Source organism: Pseudomonas sp. SZ40, from assembly GCF_052958135.1.
Genome location: NZ_JBQWIF010000014.1, coordinates 12331 through 33317 on the forward strand (window position 1 = coordinate 12331; position 20987 = coordinate 33317).

At 63.7% G+C, this 20987-nt stretch carries 16 protein-coding genes; 10 read left to right on the top strand and 6 right to left on the bottom strand.

The window, feature by feature from the left end; genetic code table 11:
* Positions 1-44: 44 nt before the first annotated feature.
* The 3 genes from ACT9T4_RS13045 to nadE are packed head-to-tail and all read left to right on the top strand — an operon-like array spanning position 45 to position 2740.
* Positions 45-698 carry an isochorismatase family protein gene (locus tag ACT9T4_RS13045; RefSeq protein ID WP_179539764.1) on the top strand — a complete coding sequence of 218 codons (654 nt, stop codon included), beginning with the start codon at positions 45-47 and terminating at the stop codon, positions 696-698.
* Positions 691-1896 (top strand): nicotinate phosphoribosyltransferase, encoded by a 1206-nt coding sequence (gene pncB, locus ACT9T4_RS13050; protein ID WP_042556539.1) that lies wholly within the window; start codon positions 691-693, stop codon positions 1894-1896. Before ACT9T4_RS13045 ends, pncB begins: the two co-directional genes overlap by 8 nt.
* Before the next feature lie 16 nt (positions 1897-1912).
* Positions 1913-2740 (top strand): NAD(+) synthase, encoded by an 828-nt coding sequence (gene nadE / locus ACT9T4_RS13055; RefSeq protein ID WP_179539765.1) that lies wholly within the window; start codon positions 1913-1915, stop codon positions 2738-2740.
* Between the two features lie 58 nt (positions 2741-2798).
* Here the strand turns inward: nadE and ACT9T4_RS13060 are convergent, their stop codons facing one another.
* The gene (locus ACT9T4_RS13060; RefSeq protein ID WP_179539766.1) at positions 2799-4145 is read right to left on the bottom strand and encodes an MATE family efflux transporter; all 1347 of its coding nucleotides are present in this window, start codon (positions 4143-4145) and stop codon (positions 2799-2801) included.
* A gap of 156 nt (positions 4146-4301) precedes the next feature.
* Here ACT9T4_RS13060 and ACT9T4_RS13065 point away from each other — a divergent pair, with 156 nt between their 5' ends.
* The 3 genes from ACT9T4_RS13065 to ACT9T4_RS13075 all read left to right on the top strand — a co-directional run bounded on the left by ACT9T4_RS13065 (position 4302) and on the right by ACT9T4_RS13075 (position 8311).
* On the top strand, positions 4302-4805 hold the full coding sequence (locus ACT9T4_RS13065) for an RNA polymerase sigma factor (RefSeq protein ID WP_179539767.1): 504 nt from the start codon (positions 4302-4304) through the stop codon (positions 4803-4805).
* Complete coding sequence (locus ACT9T4_RS13070; protein ID WP_499117342.1) at positions 4802-5746, top strand: FecR family protein; 945 nt, start codon at positions 4802-4804, stop codon at positions 5744-5746. The genes ACT9T4_RS13065 and ACT9T4_RS13070 overlap by 4 nt, the downstream gene beginning before the upstream one ends.
* A 168-nt stretch (positions 5747-5914) precedes the next feature.
* Positions 5915-8311 (top strand): TonB-dependent receptor, encoded by a 2397-nt coding sequence (locus ACT9T4_RS13075; protein WP_499117344.1) that lies wholly within the window; start codon positions 5915-5917, stop codon positions 8309-8311.
* Positions 8312-8358: 47 nt separating this feature from the next.
* Here ACT9T4_RS13075 and ACT9T4_RS13080 read toward each other — a convergent pair whose 3' ends face one another.
* The 5 genes from ACT9T4_RS13080 to ACT9T4_RS13100 all read right to left on the bottom strand — a co-directional run bounded on the left by ACT9T4_RS13080 (position 8359) and on the right by ACT9T4_RS13100 (position 15995).
* Positions 8359-10761, bottom strand: coding sequence for a TonB-dependent siderophore receptor (locus tag ACT9T4_RS13080; RefSeq protein WP_499117346.1), 2403 nt, complete (start codon positions 10759-10761; stop codon positions 8359-8361).
* Positions 10762-10887: 126 nt separating this feature from the next.
* Entirely contained in the window at positions 10888-11817 is a 930-nt protein-coding gene (locus ACT9T4_RS13085) for a FecR family protein (protein WP_499117348.1), read from the bottom strand.
* Positions 11814-12368: an RNA polymerase sigma factor gene (locus tag ACT9T4_RS13090; protein WP_197077070.1), complete on the bottom strand. Its 555-nt coding sequence runs from the start codon at positions 12366-12368 to the stop codon at positions 11814-11816. Before ACT9T4_RS13090 ends, ACT9T4_RS13085 begins: the two co-directional genes overlap by 4 nt.
* A 151-nt stretch (positions 12369-12519) precedes the next feature.
* Positions 12520-13740 carry a hypothetical protein gene (locus ACT9T4_RS13095; RefSeq protein WP_499117351.1) on the bottom strand — a complete coding sequence of 407 codons (1221 nt, stop codon included), beginning with the start codon at positions 13738-13740 and terminating at the stop codon, positions 12520-12522.
* Positions 13741-13820: 80 nt separating this feature from the next.
* Positions 13821-15995 carry a TonB-dependent receptor family protein gene (locus ACT9T4_RS13100; RefSeq protein WP_499117353.1) on the bottom strand — a complete coding sequence of 725 codons (2175 nt, stop codon included), beginning with the start codon at positions 15993-15995 and terminating at the stop codon, positions 13821-13823.
* A gap of 325 nt (positions 15996-16320) precedes the next feature.
* On the opposite strand from ACT9T4_RS13100, the gene ACT9T4_RS13105 reads away from it, so the two are divergent.
* The 4 genes from ACT9T4_RS13105 to ACT9T4_RS13120 all read left to right on the top strand — a co-directional run bounded on the left by ACT9T4_RS13105 (position 16321) and on the right by ACT9T4_RS13120 (position 20985).
* Positions 16321-17409 carry an ABC transporter substrate-binding protein gene (locus ACT9T4_RS13105; RefSeq protein ID WP_499117355.1) on the top strand — a complete coding sequence of 363 codons (1089 nt, stop codon included), beginning with the start codon at positions 16321-16323 and terminating at the stop codon, positions 17407-17409.
* Positions 17390-18385 carry an ABC transporter permease gene (locus ACT9T4_RS13110; RefSeq protein WP_499117357.1) on the top strand — a complete coding sequence of 332 codons (996 nt, stop codon included), beginning with the start codon at positions 17390-17392 and terminating at the stop codon, positions 18383-18385. Before ACT9T4_RS13105 ends, ACT9T4_RS13110 begins: the two co-directional genes overlap by 20 nt.
* Positions 18379-19170: an ABC transporter ATP-binding protein gene (locus ACT9T4_RS13115; protein WP_499117359.1), complete on the top strand. Its 792-nt coding sequence runs from the start codon at positions 18379-18381 to the stop codon at positions 19168-19170. Before ACT9T4_RS13110 ends, ACT9T4_RS13115 begins: the two co-directional genes overlap by 7 nt.
* Before the next feature lie 369 nt (positions 19171-19539).
* Positions 19540-20985 (top strand): cytochrome ubiquinol oxidase subunit I, encoded by a 1446-nt coding sequence (locus ACT9T4_RS13120; protein WP_042556552.1) that lies wholly within the window; start codon positions 19540-19542, stop codon positions 20983-20985.
* Positions 20986-20987 lie beyond the last annotated feature (2 nt).

Here is a 20987-nt window from a genome sequence, read left to right on the forward strand (position 1 = left end):
TGTCCACCCCGCAGCGATGCGGCTCCACCAGCAGGAGGTGTCAGATGAAGATCGCCACGTTCGATGTCGATGCACAAAAGGGCTTCACCAGCCTGTGCCCCGATGAATTGCCTGTGGCAGGCGGCCATGAGATCGCCGCGCCGCTCAACGACATGGCGCGTCGTGGCACCCTGCGTCTGGGCAGCAAGGACGCCCATGCCCGCAATGCCATCTGGGTGGTGGAGCGTCATGAGCAGATGCTCCAGCCCCTGAGCCATGCCAACGCCGACCTGACCTGGGTCAGCCACTGTGTACCGGGTACGCCTGGCTTCGAGCTGCTGGACGAACTGCCTGCACCGATCGACTACGACTTCTTCGTCTGGAAGGGCGTCGAGCCCGATCTGCACCCCTACGGCGCCTGCTTCCACGACCTGGCGGGCAAGCGCAGTACGGGCGTCATCGAATACCTGAAGGTCGCCGGCGTGAAGGCGGTGGTGGTCGGCGGCCTGGCCCTGGATTTCTGCGTACAGAACACCGCATTGCAATTGCGCGGCGCCGGCTTCCAGGTGTTGCTGTATCTTCCGGCTTGCCGGGCCATTTCCGAAGCCGGCGCAACGCAAGCCATCGACCAGATGCGCGCGCAGGGCATCATCATCTGCGCCGACAGCGGAGCGCTCGACAACGAGTTGGCCCGCCTCGAGGAGAATGACCATGAGTGAGAGCGTATTCGCCCCCAGCATCATCCAGAATCTGCTGGATACCGACTTCTACAAGCTGACCATGATGCAGGCGGTGCTGCACAACTACCCCAACGCCGAAGTGGAATGGGAGTTCCGTTGCCGCAGCAACGAGGATCTGACGCCTTACCTGGCGGAGATCCGCTACCAGATCGAGCAACTGGTCAACACCTCGATCACCCCGGATCAACTGGCCTACCTGGAGAAGATTCCCTTCATCAAGGCTGACTTCATCCGCTTCCTCAGCCTGTTCCGCTTCAACATGCGTTACGTGCACGTCGGTACCGACGCGGCCGGTCAGTTGGCGATCCGGGTGCGCGGCCCCTGGCTGCACGTGATCCTTTACGAGATTCCGCTGCTGGCCATCGTCTCGGAAGTCCGCAACCGCTACCGTTACCGCGAAGTGGTCATCGAGCAGGTGCGCGAGCAGCTGTACCGCAAGCTCGACTGGCTCAAGGGCGAGGCCACCGCCGACGAGCTGGCGGGCTTCCAGGTAGCCGACTTCGGCACCCGCCGGCGTTTTTCCTACCGCGTGCAGGAAGAGGTGGTGAACATCCTCAAGCACGATTTCCCGGGCCGTTTCGTCGGCACCAGTAACGTGCACCTGGCCCGTGAGCTGGAACTGCGGCCTCTGGGCACCATGGCCCACGAATGGTTCATGGCCCACCAGCAGCTAGGCCCTCGGTTGATCGACAGCCAGAAGGCGGCGCTGGAGTGCTGGGTCAAGGAATACCGTGGCCTGCTGGGCATCGCCCTGACCGATACGGTTGGCATGGACAGCTTCCTGCAGGACTTCGATCTGTACTTCGCCAAGCTGTTCGACGGTCTGCGTCATGACTCCGGCGACCCGTTGGTATGGGCCGAGAAGGCCATCGCCCACTACGAGAAACTGGGCATCGACCCGCAGGGCAAAACACTGGTCTTCTCCGACGGGCTGACCCTGCCCAAGGCGCTTGACCTGTACCGCGCGCTGCATGACCGCATTAATGTCAGCTTCGGTATCGGCACCAACCTGACCTGTGACATCCAGGGTGTCGAGCCGATGAACATCGTCATCAAGATGATCGACTGCAACGGCCAGCCCGTGGCGAAGATTTCCGATACGCCCGGCAAGACCCAGTGCCGCGATCCGAACTTCGTGACCTATCTCAAGCATGTTTTCCGCCTCGACGCGAACTGACCAAGGGAGAGACACCATGAGCAACCGACAAGCCGAAATCGCCACCGCCCTGGGCGTCATCGCCCCCTTTACCTCGGACGCCGACGTGGACGCCGAGATCGCCAAACGCATCGCGTTCATCAAGGCCACTCTGGCCGCTTCGCACACCAAGGTGCTGGTGCTGGGCATCAGCGGCGGTGTGGACTCTTCCACCGCCGGACGTCTGGCGCAGCTCACCGTCGAGCAGTTGCGCAGCGAAAAACAGGATGAGGGCTACCGCTTCGTCGCCATTCGCCTGCCGCACAACGTTCAGCACGACGAGGCCGATGCCCAGGCCGCACTGGGCTTCATCGCGGCGGACGAAGTGTTGACCATCGACATTGCCCCAGCAGTCAGCGGGTTGGCCGGGCAGATCCCCGAACTGGGCGGGCTGACTTCGTCGCGCCGTGACTTCGTGCTCGGCAATACCAAGGCGCGCATGCGCATGCTGGCCCAGTACACCGTGGCCAACGCGCGCAACGGCCTGGTGATCGGCACTGACCACGCGGCGGAAGCGGTAATGGGCTTCTTCACCAAGTTCGGTGATGGCGCCTGCGACCTGGCGCCATTGAGTGGCCTGGTCAAGGGCCAGGTGCGGCAGATCGCCGAGCGCCTCGGCGCTCCGGCCGCAGTATTCTCGAAGGTGCCGACCGCGGACCTGGAAGACGAGCGCCCCGGCATTCCGGATGAGCAGGTGCACGGCGTCAGCTACGAAGACATCGATGCCTTCCTGCAGGGCAAACCCGTCAACGAGTCGGCCTACCAGGCTATCGTGCAGACCTACGACAAGACCCAGCACAAGCGCGAGCTGCCGCTGGTGCCTTGAGCATCCTGCCGTGGAAACGCCCGCTGCCTGTCAGCGGGCTTTTTTATGCCTGCACGAATCAGCCGCTGCTGCGCGCCGTTATCCACAGGTCGCGACGAGCAAGGCGCCAGGCTAGTACGCCCAGGGTCAGGCCGCGCAGGGCCATGAAGGCCAGGAACGCCACCCACAGACCATGGTTGCCGAAGCCCTGTAGTGCGAGAGCGATTGGCAGGCCCAAGGCCAGGGCCACGAGCATGGCGTTGCGCATCTCCCGGGCGCGGGTGGCGCCGATGAACAGACCGTCGAGCAGGTAGCTCCACACCGCGAACAACGGCAACAGGGCGAGATAGGGCAGGTAGTGCCCGGCCGTTTCGCGGACCACCGGGATGTCCGTCTGCAGGTTGACGAACAGGTGGCCGCCCGTGCCGAACAGCAGCGCGAAAAGCAGGCTGGCCAGCAGCGACCAGAAACCGGCGACGATCAGGCTGCGCCTGAGTGCCAGTCGGTCGCGCGCGCCGATGGCATGGCCGCACAGCGCTTCGACCGCGTGGGCCAGCCCATCCAGGGCATAGGCCGTGACCAGCAGACCATTGAGCAGCAGCGCGTTGGCTGCCACGGTGGCGTCGCCCAGGCGTGCTCCCTGAATGGTGATCAGCAGAAACACCGCCTGCAGTGCCAGAGAGCGCAGGAAGATATCGCGGTTGACGCCCAGCAGCGCGCTCCAGCTCTGCCACTTGCCCATCGCCGTCCATTGCGTGCTGCCAGGATGACGGCGCAGGGCGCCACGGGTCAGTGCCAGGCCGACCAGCAGCCCACCCCATTCGGCCAGCACCGCAGCGCGGGCAGCGCCGACGACTTCCCAGTCGAGGCCCAGCACGAACCACAGCGACAGCACGATGTTCAGCAGGTTGGTGACCAGCAGCATCACCAGGGGCGCGCGGGCGTTCTGGGCGCCGAGCAGCCAGCCGATCAACGCGAAGTTGGCCAGTGCGGCCGGCAGGCCGAGCAGGCGGGTGTGCAGAAAGTCGCGGGTCAGGGCATCCAGCTCGGCCGACGGATTCATCAGCCCCAGGGCCAGGCCACTGAAGGGCACGGCCAGCGCGCCGAGCGTCAGCGCCAGCAAGGCGGCAAGCACGAGGCCCTGCACCAGCACCTGACGCAATGCGCCGCCATCTCCACGGCCGCAAGCCTGGGCGGCGAAGCCCGTGGTGCCCATGCGCAGAAAACCGAGCAGCCCGACGATCAGGATATACAGGCTGCTACCCACCGCCACGGCGCCCAACTGATGGGCATGGGGCAGGTGGCCGACCACGGCCGTGTCGACCAGCGCCACCAGTGGCACGGACAGGTTGGAAAGGATCATCGGCGCAGCCAGCGCCCAGACCTTGCGGTGGGTCGGCGCGTGGCGCCAGGCATCGCGAAACATGCAGCGCTCCATCAGGGCAACGCAGTATAGGTGACTGCTCTGCCTTGCCGTTACGGCGAGTGCCGAGATGGCAAGGCAGAACGCTGGTCGCCTTTTATTGAAAATAATTATCAGCGGATATATGTTCGCAACCCCTTTCCTGCGCGGTATTTCCGAGTGCGCCCGCCCCATGACTCCGATGCCCAGGACGGCCAGTTCCAGCGCCATGCGGGCGAGTTGCTGCGTTTCTTCACCCGCCAGGTGAAGTGCGACGAGCTGGCGGCCGACCTGCGTCAGGAAACCTGGCTGCGCTTTCAGCGCCGTGGCACGGGCGAGGTGGAGAATCTGCGTGCCTTTCTTTATCGCATCGCCCGCAACCTGATCATCGACCACCGGCGCCAGCAGCAGGCGCGGCCCGTACAGGAAAGCGTGTCGGTGGAGCTGGAGTCGGATCAGCCTGGGCCCGAGCAGATTGTCGGTGATGGACAACAGCTTGCCCGCTTGCAGGATATTCTTCAGGATCTGCCCCCTCATTTGCGTAAGGCCCTGTTGTGGAACCGCCTCGACGGTCTGACCCAGAAGCAGATCGGTCAGCGCCTCGGTGTTTCCGAGAGCATGGCCGGGCGCTATATCCTCAAGGCCCTGGAACAGTGTCAGCAGAAAATGGATTTGATGTCGTGACCACCGATTCTTCGCTTCTCGCCCAGGCTCGAGAGTGGCAGGTGCTGCTGCATTCCGGCCGCGCCAGCGCAGCCGATCGTATCGCTGCCGAGGCATGGCGCTGCGCTTCGCCAGCCCACGAGCAGGCCGCCAGCGAGGTGGATCGGTTGTGGGCGCTGCTGGGGCAGCTTGGCGAGCAGCCCGCCGTCGCGGACTCGCCTGCGGTGGTTCTGCCACTGCGCCGTGGCCGTCGCCTGCGTTGGGCAGTACCCCTGGCCAGCGCCGCCATGCTGCTCCTGGCTCTTTGGCTGCCCCAGGGAGCCTGGGTGGGCTGGTATGCCGACCTGGCGACCGCCCCGGGCGAAGTACGTATCGTCGAACTGGAAGATGGCACCGTGCTGACGCTCAATGGCGCCACCGCGCTGGACTGGAGCATCAGCGAAGGGCGCCGGAGCATTCGCCTGTATCGGGGCGAAGCGGACTTCCAGGTGGCCAAGGATGCCAGCCGACCGTTCTTCGTCGAGGCGGGGCCAGCGCGTATTCGCGTTACCGGTACTCGCTTCGATGTCGACTACAGCGGTCGTCAGGTGGTACTGGCGGTGACCGAAGGGCAGGTGCAGGCCAGCGACGCCCGCGAGCAACCGCTGCCGGTAGGTGCGAACCAGCAGGTGCGCTGGAGCGGCGATCAGATGGAGCCGGTGCAGCCCCTCGATGCTCGTCAGCAACTGGCCTGGCAGCGCGGCAAGCTGGTGTTTCGTGCACAGCCGCTGAGCGAGGTGTTCGCCGAGCTGGAGCGCAGCCAGAGCCAGCGGGTGATCTTTCTCGACCAGAGCGTGCGTGACCTCAAGGTGACCGGCGTTTTCGCCCACGACGACCCACAAGCGGTGCTACGTGCCATCGAAAGCAACCTGCCCGTGCGCCTGGTAAGGCTGCCGGGGCTGCTGCTGGTAAGCCGCAACTGAGGTTCGTGCAGTGCTGCAGGGCTGTTCTTGCAGGTGCCAGAATGGATAGTTGGCGGCTGGCGTAAAAATATTTAGGTTCCCGGTTCAGAAAAGCATCGGCGTTTCGTCTTCCGTTTCTGCAAATGCGACTTTTTCGCATGACCTCTGCAGAACACAGGAAACCCCCGCATGCGCACGACGCGTTCTCCTCTTTTCCAGGCACTGGCTGCCGCCCATCTGCTGCTCGCTGCCACGACCGCGTCGGCGCTGGAGTTCGATCTCCCTGCACAGCGCCTCGATGCTGCGCTGACCGATTTCGCAGAGCAGGCCAATGTGCGTCTGCTCTACGACGCCAGCCTGACCCCGAGCGATCGTCAGGCACCGGCCTTGAAGGGCGATTACTCGGTTGCCGAAGGCTTGCAGTTGCTGCTGCAGGGCAGCGGCCTCAGCTACCAGATCGACCAGCAGGGCACCGTGACCCTGGTGCCCCTCGATCAGGTCGACGATTCGCTGCAGCTCGGCGCCACCACCGTCAGCGGCCAGGGCGAAGGTCGTCTCGACCTGCCCGTGGAATACGCCGGTGGCCAGGTCGCGCGAGGTGCGCGCATCGGTATGCTGGGCAATCAGGATATGCAGGATGTGCCGTTCAGTGCGGCCAGTTACACCGGCGAACTGATCGAGAACCGTCAGGCGCGCAGCCTCGGCGAAGTGCTGGCCAGCGATCCGGCGATACGCCAGTCCAACGGCTTTGGCAACTTCTCCCAGGTGTTCGTGGTGCGCGGTTTTCAGCTGTACACCGACGATATTGCGTTCAACGGCCTGTACGGGATTCTGCCTCGGCAGATCATTTCCACCGAAGCCGTCGAGCGTGTCGAGGTGTTCAAAGGCGCCAACGCGTTTCTCAATGGTGTTGCACCGGGCGGAAGTGGGGTTGGCGGCGCGATCAACGTGGTCTCCAAGCGTGCCGAAGACACGCCCAATCGCAGTATCTCTCTCGATTACGCCAGTAGCGCGCGTGCGGGTGGTCATGTGGATCTTGGGCGGCGCTTTGGTGAAGACAATCGCTTCGGCGCGCGGGTCAATGTGGCAAAGCGTGACGGTGAAACGGCGGTCGACGGTGAGCATTCGCACTTCAGCCTGGCCGCCGTTGGTCTCGATTACCGCGGTGAGCGGCTACGTTTGTCGACCGATTTCGGCTACCAGAAGCAGCGCATCAACGAAGGCCGCTCTGTGGTTTATCTGACCCCCGCAGGGCTGGGCGGCAAGGTACCGAAGGTGCCGGATTCGGATGCCAACTACTCCCAGCCCTGGAGTTGGTCGCAGTTGGAAGATACCTACGGCATGTTCAACGCCGAGTACGATCTGAGCGAAAACTGGACGGCCTACCTCGCTGGTGGCGGCAAGTACACCCGGGAGAATGGTGTGTATTCCTCGGTGTATGTTACGTCTCCGGATGGTCGCGGTCAGGTAGGGCGGCTTTACTCGCCCCTCGATCAGGAGACCTTCAGCAGCTTGGCCGGCTTGCGTGGCAGTCTGCAGACTGGTCCGGTCAGCCACCAGCTGAATGTTTCTACCAATGGTCTTTGGCAGGAGCGGCGCAATGCCTTCGAGTCGACGACTGTAGCCAATCGCCGGCCCGGCAATCTCTACGACCCGCAACCCTTGAGTGAGCCGGTCGCGAGCGTCAGCGGCGACCTGCACGACCCGCGCAAGACCGCCAAGGTGATCACCCGCAGCGTTGCCGTTTCCGACACCCTGGGTTTCTTCGATGACCGACTGCTGCTGACCCTTGGGCTGCGCCGCCAGTCCATCGGCGCCGATGCCTGGAGCGCCGCCAGTGGTGCGCGTACCGCCAATTACGAAGACAGCATCACCACGCCGGCCTATGGCCTGGTGTTCAAGGCGAGCGACGTGGTTTCGTTGTATGCCAATAGCATCGAGTCCCTTCAGCAGGGGCCGTCTGCTCCTGCTGCTGCCGTCAATCGTGGGACCATGTTCGCGCCTTATCGCACCAAGCAGATCGAGGCAGGTGTGAAGCTGGACTGGGGTACCTTTGGCGGCAGCCTCGGGGTTTATCGGATCGAACAGCCCCAAGGCGTCACGGGAACCGACAATGTCTATCGGGTCGACGCCGAGCAGCGTAACCGCGGTGTGGAACTGAATCTGTTCGGTGAACCGCTGCCCGGCTTGCGTCTGCTTGCTGGCGCGACCCTGATGGATACCGAATTGCGCGGCACTGCCGGGGGCGCCAATGATGGCAACCGTGCTGTCGGTGTCCCGGAGTTTCAGTACAACGTCGGCGCCGACTGGGACGTGCCTGGTGTTTCCGGCCTGAGCTTCAACGGGCTGTTGCTGCGCACCGGCGGCCAGTACTACGACTCCGCCAACACCCTGAGCATCCCCGCCTGGACGCGAGTAGACCTTGGTGGCCGTTATGCGATGAAGCTCGACGAGGAGCGGCAGCTGACCCTGCGCGCCGGCCTGGAGAACGTCGCTGACAAGGCCTACTGGGCGTCCACCAACGGCGGCTACCTGACCCAGGGCGAGCCACGCACCCTGAAGGTCTCGGCCACCCTGGACTTCTGAGGCCACGCTAACCAGCCCGGCGCATTCGCACACCGGGCTGGTTTCGCTCAGAACGTCAGGCGCAAGCCCAGCGTCGCATTGCGCGGCGTGCCGTAGTAGGCCGACGACGTGCTGGTGTAGTACGCCTTGTCGAGCAGGTTGTTGAGGTTGAGCGTCGCGCTGAGCTGCTCGGTAATGGGGTAGCGGGCCATCAGGTCGACGATGGCGTAGCTGCCTTGGGTGAAGCGCACGCTGTTGGGCCCCATGGCATCGCTGTAGATTGCGTTCTGCCAGTTCACGCCGCCGCCCACGGTCAGACCATTGCCCAGGTTGTCGAGCAGATAACTGGTGAATAGTTTGGCGGTGTTCTGCGGGATCTCGGTATTCAGCGCTCTGCCGTTGCTGTCCTGGACGATGTTGCGCGAATAGCTGGCCGTCAGCTGCCAGTCCGGCATCAGCTCGCCGCTCAACTCCACCTCGAAGCCACGGGTCTTGGTGCCGGATTCGGCGCGGTAGGCCTGATCACCATTAGGGGCGAATTCACCCGGTATGGAGACGGCGAGGTTGTCCTGTTCGATCTGGTAGATCGCGGTGGAGAAGTTCAGGCGATCTTCGAAGAAGCCTGCTTTGATCCCCAGCTCGTAGCCGACACCTTCCAGCGGGTCGATAAAGCTGCCGTCGAGCAGGCGATTGCTCTGTGGCTTGAAGATGCTGGTGTAGCTGGCATAGGCCGACCAGGTATCGTCGAGCTCGTAGACGATTCCTGCGAAGGGCGTGAACACACCGGTTTCGGTACGCCGGGTGGTTTCATCGTCGACGCCGCCGTAGTTGTCGGTCTTCTGCACGTTTTCCCAGTCGGTCACGCGGCCGCCTAGGAATACCGACAGTTTGTCGGTCGCGCGTAGGCGCGTGCTGGCGTAGGTCGCCTGCTGCTTCTCGTTGTAATTCATGCGCCCGTTCACCGGGATGTTGGGCTCTGCCGGAGTCTTGCCATCCCAGCCGTAATAACTGGGAATGTCGCTGCTCCAGCCGGCGAAACGCCAGAGGTCATAGTTGTCGGCTTTGTAGCGGGTCTGTTGGCGAGAGTGGCCGATCACCAGATCATGCTGCTGACCGAGCAGCTCGAAGCTGCCGCGCAGGTGCATGTCGAGGCTGTCCTGCACGGGCTTTGCCCCCCAGCGGCCGCCATAGAGCATGCCACCACTTCCGGTTTCACGATTCGGGTAGACACGCGCACCGGCATAGCCGAGCACTTCGTCGAAGGCATAACGGCCCCTGCTGAGCGTCAGCTTGGCTTTCCAGTCATCGTTCAATTGCTGGTCGAGGGCGGCAAAGCCCGAGGCGAAATGGCGTTCGGAGTAGGCCCAGGTGCTGGCTGCCGAGGCCGAGCGCGACCAGTCGGTACGCGAACCATCGCTGAAGTACAGCGGCAGCCCGCCGCGGGCGTGGTTGTTGGCGTCGTGCTGCTGTGCATCTGCACCGATGGTGAGCAAGGTGTCTGGCGTCAGGTCGGCCTCCACAATGCCGTACAGTACCTTGTGACGTTCCTGCAGGCGGTCGATATACGAGCCGGCATCGCGATAAACGGCGACCATGCGGCCCCGCACGCTACCGCTTTCATTGAGTGGCCCGCCGCTGTCCAGTTCGATGGCGTTGTTATCCCAGGAGCCTGCTTGCAGGCCAATGCTGCTCTTCCATTCGCTGGTCGGGCGCTTGCGCACCAGGTTGATGGTGGCGCCTGGAGTGCCGATGCCATTGGTCAGTCCCGTAGCGCCGCGGATCACTTCGACGCGGTCGTAGAGCGCCAGGTCGTTGGTCTGGAACACCGAGTTGTAATTGCTGTTGAGCAGCGGTTCACCGTCGATCTGATAGTTCTGTACCTGGAAGCCGCGCGAGTAGATGGCGCTGCTGTCCGAGCCCATGTTGCCGCTCTGGTTCACGCTCAGGCCTGGGGTCTGGCGCACCGCATCGGTCAACTGCGTCAGGTTCTGGTCATCCATGCGCTGGCGGCTCATGACGCTGATCGACTGCGGCGTTTCGCGGATGGTCAGCGGCATCTTGGTCGCGGTGCTGGTCGAGCCGGTGGTGTACGAGCCCGTGCCGTCGGTGGTGTCACCCAGGCCTGCACCGGTGATGCTGGTGGCACCCAGTTCGAGCGAGGCACCGGTGTCGCTCTGGCGGGTGATGATCAGGGTGTTGCCCGCACGTTGGTAAGTCAGGCCGCTGCCATCGAGCAACTGCTGCAGCGCCACCGTGGGTTCCAGCGTGCCGCTCACGGCAGGGGCGTGCAGATGTCCGGTCAGGCTGCTGTCGGCGGCGATGCTCAAACCGGCGGCTTCGCCCAGTTGTCGCAGCGACAGGCTCAGGGGCTGGGCGGGCAGGTTCAAATCGACAGGGACAGCCAGCACGGGCGCAACCAGAGCGAAACTGGCAACGGCCAGCAGGTTGCGTAGCGCGAACGAATGACGCATCGAGACATCCTTCTCATGGGAATTTGCCTGAAGGACGGAACGCCCGGCGTTTTCCCTGATGCAGCGGCGACGAATGGTCGCCGCTGTGCCGTTATCTGCGTGGCGGTGGCGAAGCGGGGCGAATCTCTAACGCGCGCTCAGTTCGGTGCTTTGCCTGCCTTCGGTCACGCGCACCGGGGCGATGGTCGGCAGGGCGCGGATGAAGTCCTCCACGTCACTCAATTGCAGCACGGCACTGATGCGCGGGCTCGGGTAGCCAGTGTGGGCTTGCAGCGGCCGTTCGCGGTAGCGCGACAGGCTGGCGGCGATTTCGCCGAGGTCCGCGTCTTCGAAAACCAGGTTGCCGCGGGTGAAGGCCAGGGCATTGTCGGCCGGCAGGTCGACCTTGCGCAGGTGGCCATTACCATCGACTTCCACGACCTGGCCAGCTTCCACCTGCCAGGTTTCGTTCGGGTGGCGATTGCTGGCCACTTCGACCCGGCCATGATCGACGCTGATCCGCAGCCGATCCGGCAGGCGGTTGACCACGAAGCGGGTGCCGCGCACGGTGATTTGCGCCAGGCCGCTATCGATCACGAAGGGGCGCAGAGGGTTGCGTGCGACATCGAACAGCGCCTCGCCCTGCCGCAGGTCGATGCTGCGCTGGCGCCAGCCATAACGGACGTCGATCCGAGTGGCGGCGTTCAATTGCAGTTCGCTGCCATCGCGCAGGGTGATCTGCTGGCGCTCGCCAATCGGCGTGTGCAACGCGAGCTGCTGAGGGCTCTGCCGATAACCGAGCCAGCCCGCAGCCGAAGCGAGCATCAGTACCAGAGCGACGGCGCCCCGGCCCAGGTAACGTGGCTGCCCGCGCTGCTGGCGCTCCATGGCCATGGCCAGCGCCTCGGTCTGGCGGGTACTGCCGAAGTCGTTCCAGAGCGCTTCGAAGGCGCGATATTCCTCGGCGTTCGCCGGGTCGGCTGCCAGCCAGCTGCGGAATTCCGCCTGCTCCGCCAGTCGCGCATCGCCGCGCAGGCGCAGGAACCAGGCGGCCGCCTGTTCGGTCGGGTCGCTCATGATTGCAGCAGGTGGCGGGCGCGGCGCAGGTCGAGCAGGGCGCGCATCATGTGCCGTTCGACCATGTTCAGGCTGATGCCCAGGCGCGTGGCGATATCCGGCTGGGTGTAACCCTCGATGCGGGCCATCCAGAACACCTCCGCGCAACGCTCGGGCAGGCAGTCGAGGATGCGCTGCAACGCCTTGAGCCGCTGCTGGATATCGAGCAGGTGCTCGCAGGACGGTGCCACCTGGTCGGGGGCCAGGTCTTCCGGGTTATGCGATTCCAGCGATTCCAGCCGCCACTCGCTGCGGTAGAAATCGATCAGTACCGAATGGGCGACACGGCGCAGGTAGGCATTGGGCTGCTCGATCCGGCGCTGATGTTGCGCCAGGGCAAAGCGCAGCAGGGCATCGTGCAGCACATCGTAAGCGCGTTGTACGCAGCGGGTGCGCCGGCTCAGGCTGAGCAGCAGATCGCTGTAGGCCCAGCCAAGGTCGATGCCTTGCCAGTCGACCTTGGCGGAATCGCGAAGCACGGGAGTGCTGGCCTGCAGCATGGCAATCGGCACGAGAAGCCCTCTGGGTGTAGGAAGCGGCCAGAGGATAGGCAATTGGCAATAATTCGTAAATCGTATTTATTGCTATTTGAGTGTGCTGGCGTATCGCACGTAGAGCCAAGAGGGTCTGCCCCATGCGGGGCAGATCAGGGGGGAGGTGACGTTACTTCGCCTTCAAGGTGTAAGACGGCCCCCACACCGATTTACCAGGGGTTTCGCGGGCTTTGATGTCGAACTGCCGGTAGGTCAGCTCGCTGAGTATGTTCGCCAGTTTGGGCAGCCCATAGTCCGCCGGGTTCTGGCTGTTTCTGACTTCCTCGACCTCACCCAGCAACTGAACCAGGGTGACCTGCTCGAGCTCGCAGCGCATCCGCTCCTGATCCGCCTGTTTGCAGCTCTTGTTCCTGAGCACAGCGGCAGGCGGTTCGGCAAACAGGCCATCGGTAACAACCACCTCACCAGCGGCGATATCGAAACTCGCGAATTCCTTGTCGATGGTTGCCGTGACATTTCGGGCTTCGAAGGTTCGTTGCTGGATGCTGGGCACCCAGCCTGCCTCCGACGTTTGTCGTTTCACGTCGTAGGAGGTTTTCGCCCGGCTCATGCACTCGTTGTTGACCACGCGCACGGAGGTGCAGTAGTCCTCTTCCACCGTCTCGGTGCGGTAGCTGGCGTCTTCCCATTTCTGGCCGCGCTCGAACTCATCGATCTTCTGCGCCTTGAGCATCAGATGACCCAATGACGATGGCTTGATGTTACGCCCGCCCGGTGCCTCGAAGGCGGCAGTTCGCGGCAGCACATAACTGACGCCGGTGATCGTATAGCGACCCGGCTCGATCACGAAGATCTTGTAGAGCGTGCGCCCGAAAACCAACTGGAAATAGGAGCGGCTTGGATCGTTCTCATCCGGCTCGTTGCTGGAGTCGTAACCGACGAAGAACTTGGACGACGGGCGAGAGGTATTGGTCCACTCCGTAACCCCCGAGCGAAGTCGCAGAAACTCGGCGATCGAGTCGTTGTTCTGGAAGTCGGTGGTACCGTCCAGGCTGGCAGTTGGCACGATTAGAATGGCTTTGCCCGAGGTTTTTATCTGGGCGAACATTTCGTCATGAGCTCTACGCATTTCCAACATCATGGCTTGCGGTGATGCAGGCTGCGCCTGCCCGGCATAGTAGCCCTGGTTGGGTGCGGCGAGCGGAACGCATGCAGCCAATGCCAGGCTGGACAGGGTGATGCCGAGCAGCATGCCCAAGCGGGTCGACGAACCCCTCGGGAGTTGCGATCCAACGGTGCCCTTCACGTTCATCTTTCGTGTCCATCTGCTTTGTGGGGTAGTGGCACATGCCTTTCGGGCTGTGCAAAAGGTCAACGCACCATTGTCCACATAAGCTCGACAGGCCCTATAGCTCATCAAAACTATTGTGAGGGCGTTCAAAAAATGGTGGTTCGCATGCGGCGGGAGGGTCAGTTGAAACTGTACGAGACTCCCACGAAGGCCCCGAAGCCATCGCCCGGGGTGGAGCGGGCAACGTCTGCGCCGTTGTCGTTGTAGCCAGGCGTGACGGTGGCGGCGTAGCGCTTGTCGGTGAGGTTGCGCAGGTCCAGCCAGGTCTGCCAGTCGTCTTTCGGCGAGGCGTAACCCAGGGTCGCGCCGAAGATTGCGTAGGCATCGGCGTAGTAGGAGTTGGCGTAATCCACGGCAACCTTCGAGGCGTACTGGGTGTTGAGCCCGGCGTAGAAACCGCTCGGGTGGCTGTAGCGCAGCTCGGCCTGGTAGTAATGACGCGGCAGGCCGGGCAGGCGGTTGTCGCCGTAGGTGTCGTCGTCGCGGTAGTGGAAATCGCTGAAGGTATACGCCTGGCGCAGGGCCAGATCACCGGCTGCGCCGCCTTGCCACAGCGGGCTGTCGAGGCCGAGCTCGATGCCCTGGTGGATGGTGGGGCTGGCGTTGGATTCGGAGAACACGTTCTGCTCGACCTGTACGGTCAGCAGCTCGTGGCGCACGACCGAGTAGTAATAGGCCGCGTCCCACTGGCCTAGTGCCGAGTCACCACGGCCGCCAATCTCGAAGGTGGTGGCGGTCTGGTTATCCATCGAGATCGGCGCGCGCTGGCGAGCGCTGTACGGCTGGTTGCTGGCCGGGAAACGCAGCGGCGAACTCCAGAGCATCGACCAGGCGTGGGGCGGTTCGACCGAGCGGCTGATATTGCCGTACAGCTGCACCTCGGGGTTGAGCTGATAGCGCAGGCCGATGCGCGGGGCGTAATCCCAAGTGTGTTCGCTGAGCGTGTCGTCGGTGGCCGGCCAGGTCACCTCGACCTGACGGCGGGTATAGATCAGCGCCAAACCGGTGGTCAGCCACAGATCGGGCACCAGCTCGGTTTCGTTGCTGGCGTGCAGCACGTTGTCCGAGCCCAGGTGTTCATAGGCGCGCATCAGGGTGCCGGCCGGATAAGTGGTTGTCGGGCCGCCGCTAGGGCCGAAACTTATGGGTAACGCTGCGTTCTCTCTGGACTTGCTGCTTGGCAGATTGGTGGTGCTGCGAAAGCCGAGGGTGGTGGTGCTGTCGAGCCCGAACAAGGTGTGGCGGCGGTTGTAGTTCAGGGTGCCACTGACGTCGCTGTAATCCACACGCACCCGGTAGGTGTTGCCGTTGGGCGAGCTGTTCTCGACGATATCCATCGGGTAGTGGTGATAGGCCAGGCCGGCTACCAGCGTCGAGTCATCGTCGATCCGCCAGGTGGTCTTGTTGGCCAGCCAGGTGCTGCCGGGTTGGTCGCGGTGCGCGTCGATGCGCAGGTTGTTGGCGGCAGCAGCCCGTGGGTCGTGCTTGATCTGCGCTTTGCTCAGGCGGCCCGGGACGTCATGCTCTGTTTCCCGATAGCGCAGGTAGAAGCGCGTTTCCAGGTTGTCGTTGAGGCGATAACCAACGTTCGCGGCCACGCCCTTGCCTTTGCCCGAGGCATGATCCTGATAACCGTCGTAATGGCTGTCGGTGAGGTTGATGTAGTAATCGAAATCACCCAGCACCTGGCCGGAGCTGATGCTGCGTTTCTGGTAACCGTGGCTGCCGGCTTCGTAGCGCAGTTGCAACTTGTCGGCATCACGGCCGGTGCGGGTGATGTAGTCGATGGCGCCGCCCAGGGCCAGTGATCCCTTGTCGAAACCATTGGCGCCGCGCAGCACTTCGGCGCGGCTTATCCACAGCGGCTCCAGCAGCTCATAAGGCGTGCCGCCCGAGCCGGTCAGAGGCAAGCCGTCGAGCATGATGTGGTTGCCGGAGGCGTGAGAGCCGGTGCCGCGATTGATGCCCGAGCCGCGGATGGCGATCTTGATGCCCTCGTTGCCAGGCGACTGTGCGTACACGCCCGGCTGGTAGGCCAGCACATCCTGGTTGCCGGCCACGCGGCCCTGCTCGACGCGCGTCATGTCCACCAGGTTGGTGCCGCCCGGTACCTGCTTGAGCTGCTCTTCGGCCGCCTGCTGCTCGGTCAGCACCTGGTCGGTCACCCGCACGCCTTCCAGTTGCACGGTGCCCGGCCTGGTTTCGGCATGGACGGCAGGAAGTGCCGCGCAGGTCAGCAGGCTGGCGGCCAGCAGGTGGCGAGGGCGCAGAGCGAAGGGGGGCAGGGAACGCATCGATGGAAATCTCCGTGGGAACAGCCGGCAGCGGTTGTAGCAGGCAGCGCCGGGTAGGACGGCGGCTCGGCAGGATAAGCCACGTCCCTCGCCAGGTGATCGTTTTCTGCTGTCGGGCTTTCCAGCATCGGCGTCCGAGCAATTTGCCAAATTGGCATATTAGGTTATGCCTAAATTGAATTTCCATGTGGTGCGTCGAGCCGATACCGTCTAAGGCCTTCTCTGTCGACGCTCGCCCCACAGGCCTTGAAACGCGTCATGCCGTTCTATCCGCACGCTACCCGACCACGCGGCGCATGCACGACTCTCTTCGAATGGAGGCGCCATGCCCATATCCCCGCTCAACCGCCGACAGCTGCTTGCCCTGGCGGGCACTGCCACCGCGGCTACGTTCGCCAGCCGCTTCGCCTGGGCCGGCAGCAGCCATGCTGACCACGGTTCTCACGCAGGGCACGCCAGCCACGGGGCTCAGCCAGTTGGCAGCGGCCTGGATCTGGAAAGTGATCGCTGGGTGTTGCCCGAACCGCGCAAGATCAAGCTGGCCACCAACCTCAATGCGGTGTGCCTGGCGCCGGTGGCGGTGGCTGACAGCCAGGGCATCTTCAAGCGGCACAACCTGGACGTGGAGTTCGTCAACTTCGGCAACTCCACCGAGGTGCTGCTCGAATCCATGGCCACCGGCAAGGCGGACGCCGCCACCGGCATGGCGCTGCGCTGGCTGAAGGCGCTGGAACAGGGCTTCGACGTCAAGCTGACCGCCGGCACTCACGGCGGCTGCCTGCGCCTGTTGACCCTGGAGGATGGGCCGAAGAGCTTCGAGGCCCTGAAGGGCACCACTATCGGCGTTACCGACATGGCCGCAGCCGACAAGAACTTCTTCTCGCTCATGCTCAAGCGTCATGGGGTAGACCCAGTGCGCGACGTGACCTGGCGCGTGTACCCCATCGATCTGCTCAGCGTTGCCCTGCAGAAGGGTGAGATCCAGGCCGCCAGCGGCTCCGACCCGCTCATGTATCGGGTCAAGCAGCAGCCGGGCTTCGCCGAGCTGGCGACCAACATGATCGAGGAGTACGCCAACATGAGCTGCTGCGTGGTCGGGGTCAGCGGTAAGCTGGCGCGCAACGACACGCCCGTGGCGGCGGCCATCACCCACTCGATCCTGCAGGCCCACGCCTGGGCATCGCATAACCCCGACGCGGTGGCGGAGGAGTTTCTCAAGTTCGCCATCAACACGTCCAAGGAAGAGGTGCACGCCATCCTCACCGAGCACACCCATGGTTACTACTCGGTGGGCAACACCTTCGTCAAGGAGATCGCGGTGTATGCCCGCGACCTCAAGAATGTCGAAGTACTGCGCCCGCGTACCGATCCTCTGGAATTTGCGGAGAGCATCCATGCCGACGTATTCGCTTGAGCAAAGCCGCACATCGCAAGGCACCGCGGTGCCGCTGTGGCGTGGAGGCCTGCTGGCAGCGCTGAGCTGGACAGCCTTCGCGTTGTTCACCCAGTTCTATCCGGACGGCGGCAAGCCCTGGCCCTTCACTGAGGAGTTGGCGTTGTTCGGCGCAGGCGTTGGCGCGCTGCTGGCATTGCTGGCTAGCCTGCCGGGCCTGTTCGGCAGGCTGGTCGAGCGTCTGCGCCCGACCGGTGCCTGGTTGGCGGCGCTCCCCGTGCTGCTGGGCGTCTGGCTGCTGGTCACCGCCAAGGTCGTGGTGCTGCCGGTACCGTTCTTCGCGCCTCCCCAGGCGCTGATCGAGGTTTTTGTCGATGACTGGGCGCGCCTCGGCGAGAGCCTGCTGCATTCCCTGTGGCTGCTGGTCAACGGCGTTGTGATCGGGGGGCTCAGCTGCTTCGCTGCGGGTGTTGCGATTGGTTGGTCGCAGCGCATCGGCTATTGGGTGCATCCGGTGCTGCGCATTCTTGGGCCGATTCCTTCCACGGCGCTGCTGCCGATCTGCTTCTTTTTCTTCCCCAGCAGTTGGAGTGCCAGCGTGTTTCTGATCGCCCTGGCGACCTGGTTTCCGGTCACGGTATTGACCTGGTCCGGTGTGGCCAGCGTCGACAAGGCCTACTACGAAGTGGCCCGTACCCTGGGTGCCAACGCGCGCTTTCTGATTTTGCGGGTGGCGATCCCGGCAGCGCTGCCACATGTGTTCGTGGGGCTATTCATGGGCCTTGGCGCATCGTTCTCGGTGCTGGTGGTGGCCGAGATGATGGGCGTCAAGGCGGGGCTCGGCTGGTACCTGCAATGGGCTCAGGGCTGGGCGGCCTATGCCAATATGTACGCGGCATTGCTGGTCATGGCGCTGCTCTGTTCGGGGTTGATCACCCTGCTGTTCATCGTTCGTGACCGGGTGTTGTCCTGGCAGAAAGGGGGCGTGAAATGGTGAATGTTGCGCAAGCAATCGTGGATCGGGAAGCCGGCATGACCCTGGATGTTCGCGGCCTCAGCCATGCCTTCGATCTTGGCGACAGCCGCCTGCCGGTGCTCGACAAAGTCGATCTGCAACTGGCGCCCGGCGAGAGCGTCGGCCTGCTCGGCCCGTCCGGTTGTGGCAAGTCGACCTTGCTGCGTCTGGTCGCAGGTCTGGAGGACCAGCAGAACGGCAGCCTGCTGGCCGATGGCATGGCGATTCCGGGGCCGCATCATTCGCGGGTGCTGGTATTCCAGGATCCGACGCTCTACCCCTGGCGCAGCGTGTGGGACAACGTGGCTCTTGGGCTGCAGGCACGTGGGCAGCTCAAGGAACAGAAGCACCGGGTCGATGAAACCCTGCGCAAGGTCGGTCTGCTGGAGTTCCGTGATGCCTACCCGCGTCAGCTCTCCGGCGGCATGGCGCAGCGCGTGGCGCTGGCCCGCGCACTGATCAACGAGCCGCGTCTGTTGCTGCTCGACGAACCCCTGGGCAAGCTCGATTCTCTGACCCGTATCGCCATGCAAAGCGAGCTTATCCGCCTCTGGCAACAACAGGCCTACAGCTCCCTGCTGGTCACCCACGACGTCGAGGAGGCGCTGCTGCTCTGCGACCGCGTGCTGGTGTTCTCGGCACGCCCGGCGCGGGTGCTGGCGGAGCTGAAGGTCGAGCGGCCCTATCCGCGTCGTCGCGACGATCCGCGGCTACTGGAGCTTCGTCATCATGCGCTGGACCTACTGGGGCAGGGCAGCGACTGGTGACTGCACCGGCGACCTGTGGCCGTACAGGTCGTCCATGGCTGGCGTTGCCCGGTTGATGGGGCGCGCCATCGATGAGTAACTTGGCGTTTTTCCGGCAGCCAGGCGCTCAACTCTGCTTTCCAGTCTCTCGCAACGGCCATGGTGCAGTGGCTACGGGCAAGCCTGCGATACAACGCCTCCGCCTCCGATAGCGCGCCAACAAGGCATAACGCCGCACGTGACGGCCTGTCGCGCGGCAACCTACCACGGCGGCAAGCGCCGAGGCGGGGCGTAGTCTTTCGTTGAACGATTGATCCAGGTCAACGCGCTTTGCGCGCTGCCTGGATTGCAGACAACTAGAAAGTCGATAACCTGATCGAGGGACGCCCCATGTTCGGCCTAGAGGCTTTGGATCTCGCGCGCATCCAGTTCGCCTTCACCATCTCCTTCCACATCATCTTTCCGGCCATCACCATCGGCCTGGCCAGTTACCTGGCGGTGCTCGAAGGGCTGTGGCTGAAGACCGGCGAAACGGTGTACCGCGACCTCTACCATTTCTGGGCGAAGATCTTCGCCGTCAACTTCGGCATGGGCGTGGTCTCCGGGCTGGTGATGGCTTACCAGTTCGGCACCAACTGGAGTGCCTTCTCGGACTTCGCCGGTTCTATCACCGGGCCGCTGCTGGCTTACGAAGTGCTGACCGCATTCTTCCTCGAGGCGGGCTTTCTCGGCGTCATGCTGTTTGGCTGGAGCCGCGTGGGGCCGGGGCTGCACTTCTTCTCGACGATCATGGTGGCGATCGGCACGCTGATCTCGACTTTCTGGATTCTCGCCTCCAACAGCTGGATGCAAACGCCCCAGGGCTTCGAGATCGTCGACGGCCGGGTCATTCCGGTGGATTGGTTCGCCGTGGTATTCAACCCCTCGTTCCCTTACCGCCTGGCGCACATGGCCACCGCCGCGTTTCTCGCCACCGCGTTCTTCGTTGGCGCGTCGGCGGCCTGGCACCTGCTGCGTGGGCGCGACACCCCCGCGATGCGCAAGATGTTCTCCATGGCGCTGTGGATGGCGCTGCTGGTCGCCCCGGTACAGGCGGTGATCGGCGACTTCCACGGCCTCAATACCCTCGAGCATCAACCGGCGAAGATCGCCGCCATCGAAGGCCACTGGGACAACAGCTCCGGCGAGCCGACGCCGCTGATCCTGTTCGGCTGGCCGGACATGGAGCGCGAGGAAACCCGCTTCAAGGTCGAGGTGCCGTACCTGGGCAGCCTGATCCTGACCCACAGCCTCGACAAGCAGGTGCCAGCGCTGAAGGAGTTCGCCAAGGAGGATCGGCCCAACTCGACCATCGTCTTCTGGTCGTTTCGGGTGATGGTCGCCATGGGCATGCTGATGATCCTGGCTGGGCTCTGGAGCCTCTGGCTGCGCTGGCGCGGCAGCCTCTACCAGTCGCGCCCGTTCCTGTATTTCTGCCTGTGGATGGGGCCGTCTGGCCTGATCGCCATCCTCGCCGGCTGGTTCACCACCGAGATCGGCCGCCAGCCCTGGGTGGTCTACGGGTTGATGCGTACCGCCGACGGTGTGTCGATGCACAGCGCGGCGCAACTGGGGATCACCCTGGTGCTGTTCGTGGTCGTCTACTTCGCCGTGTTCGGCGCCGGCATGAGCTACGTGATGCGCCTGGTGCGCAAAGGGCCGGTCAGCGGCGAAGGTGATCATCAGGATGATGGCGGGCCGGGCACCCGGCACACGCAGGCGCGGCCATTGTCCGCCGCGAAGGAAGGCCTGGACGACAACGATTCGATCACCCGCACTGCAACCGGGAGGGCATGACC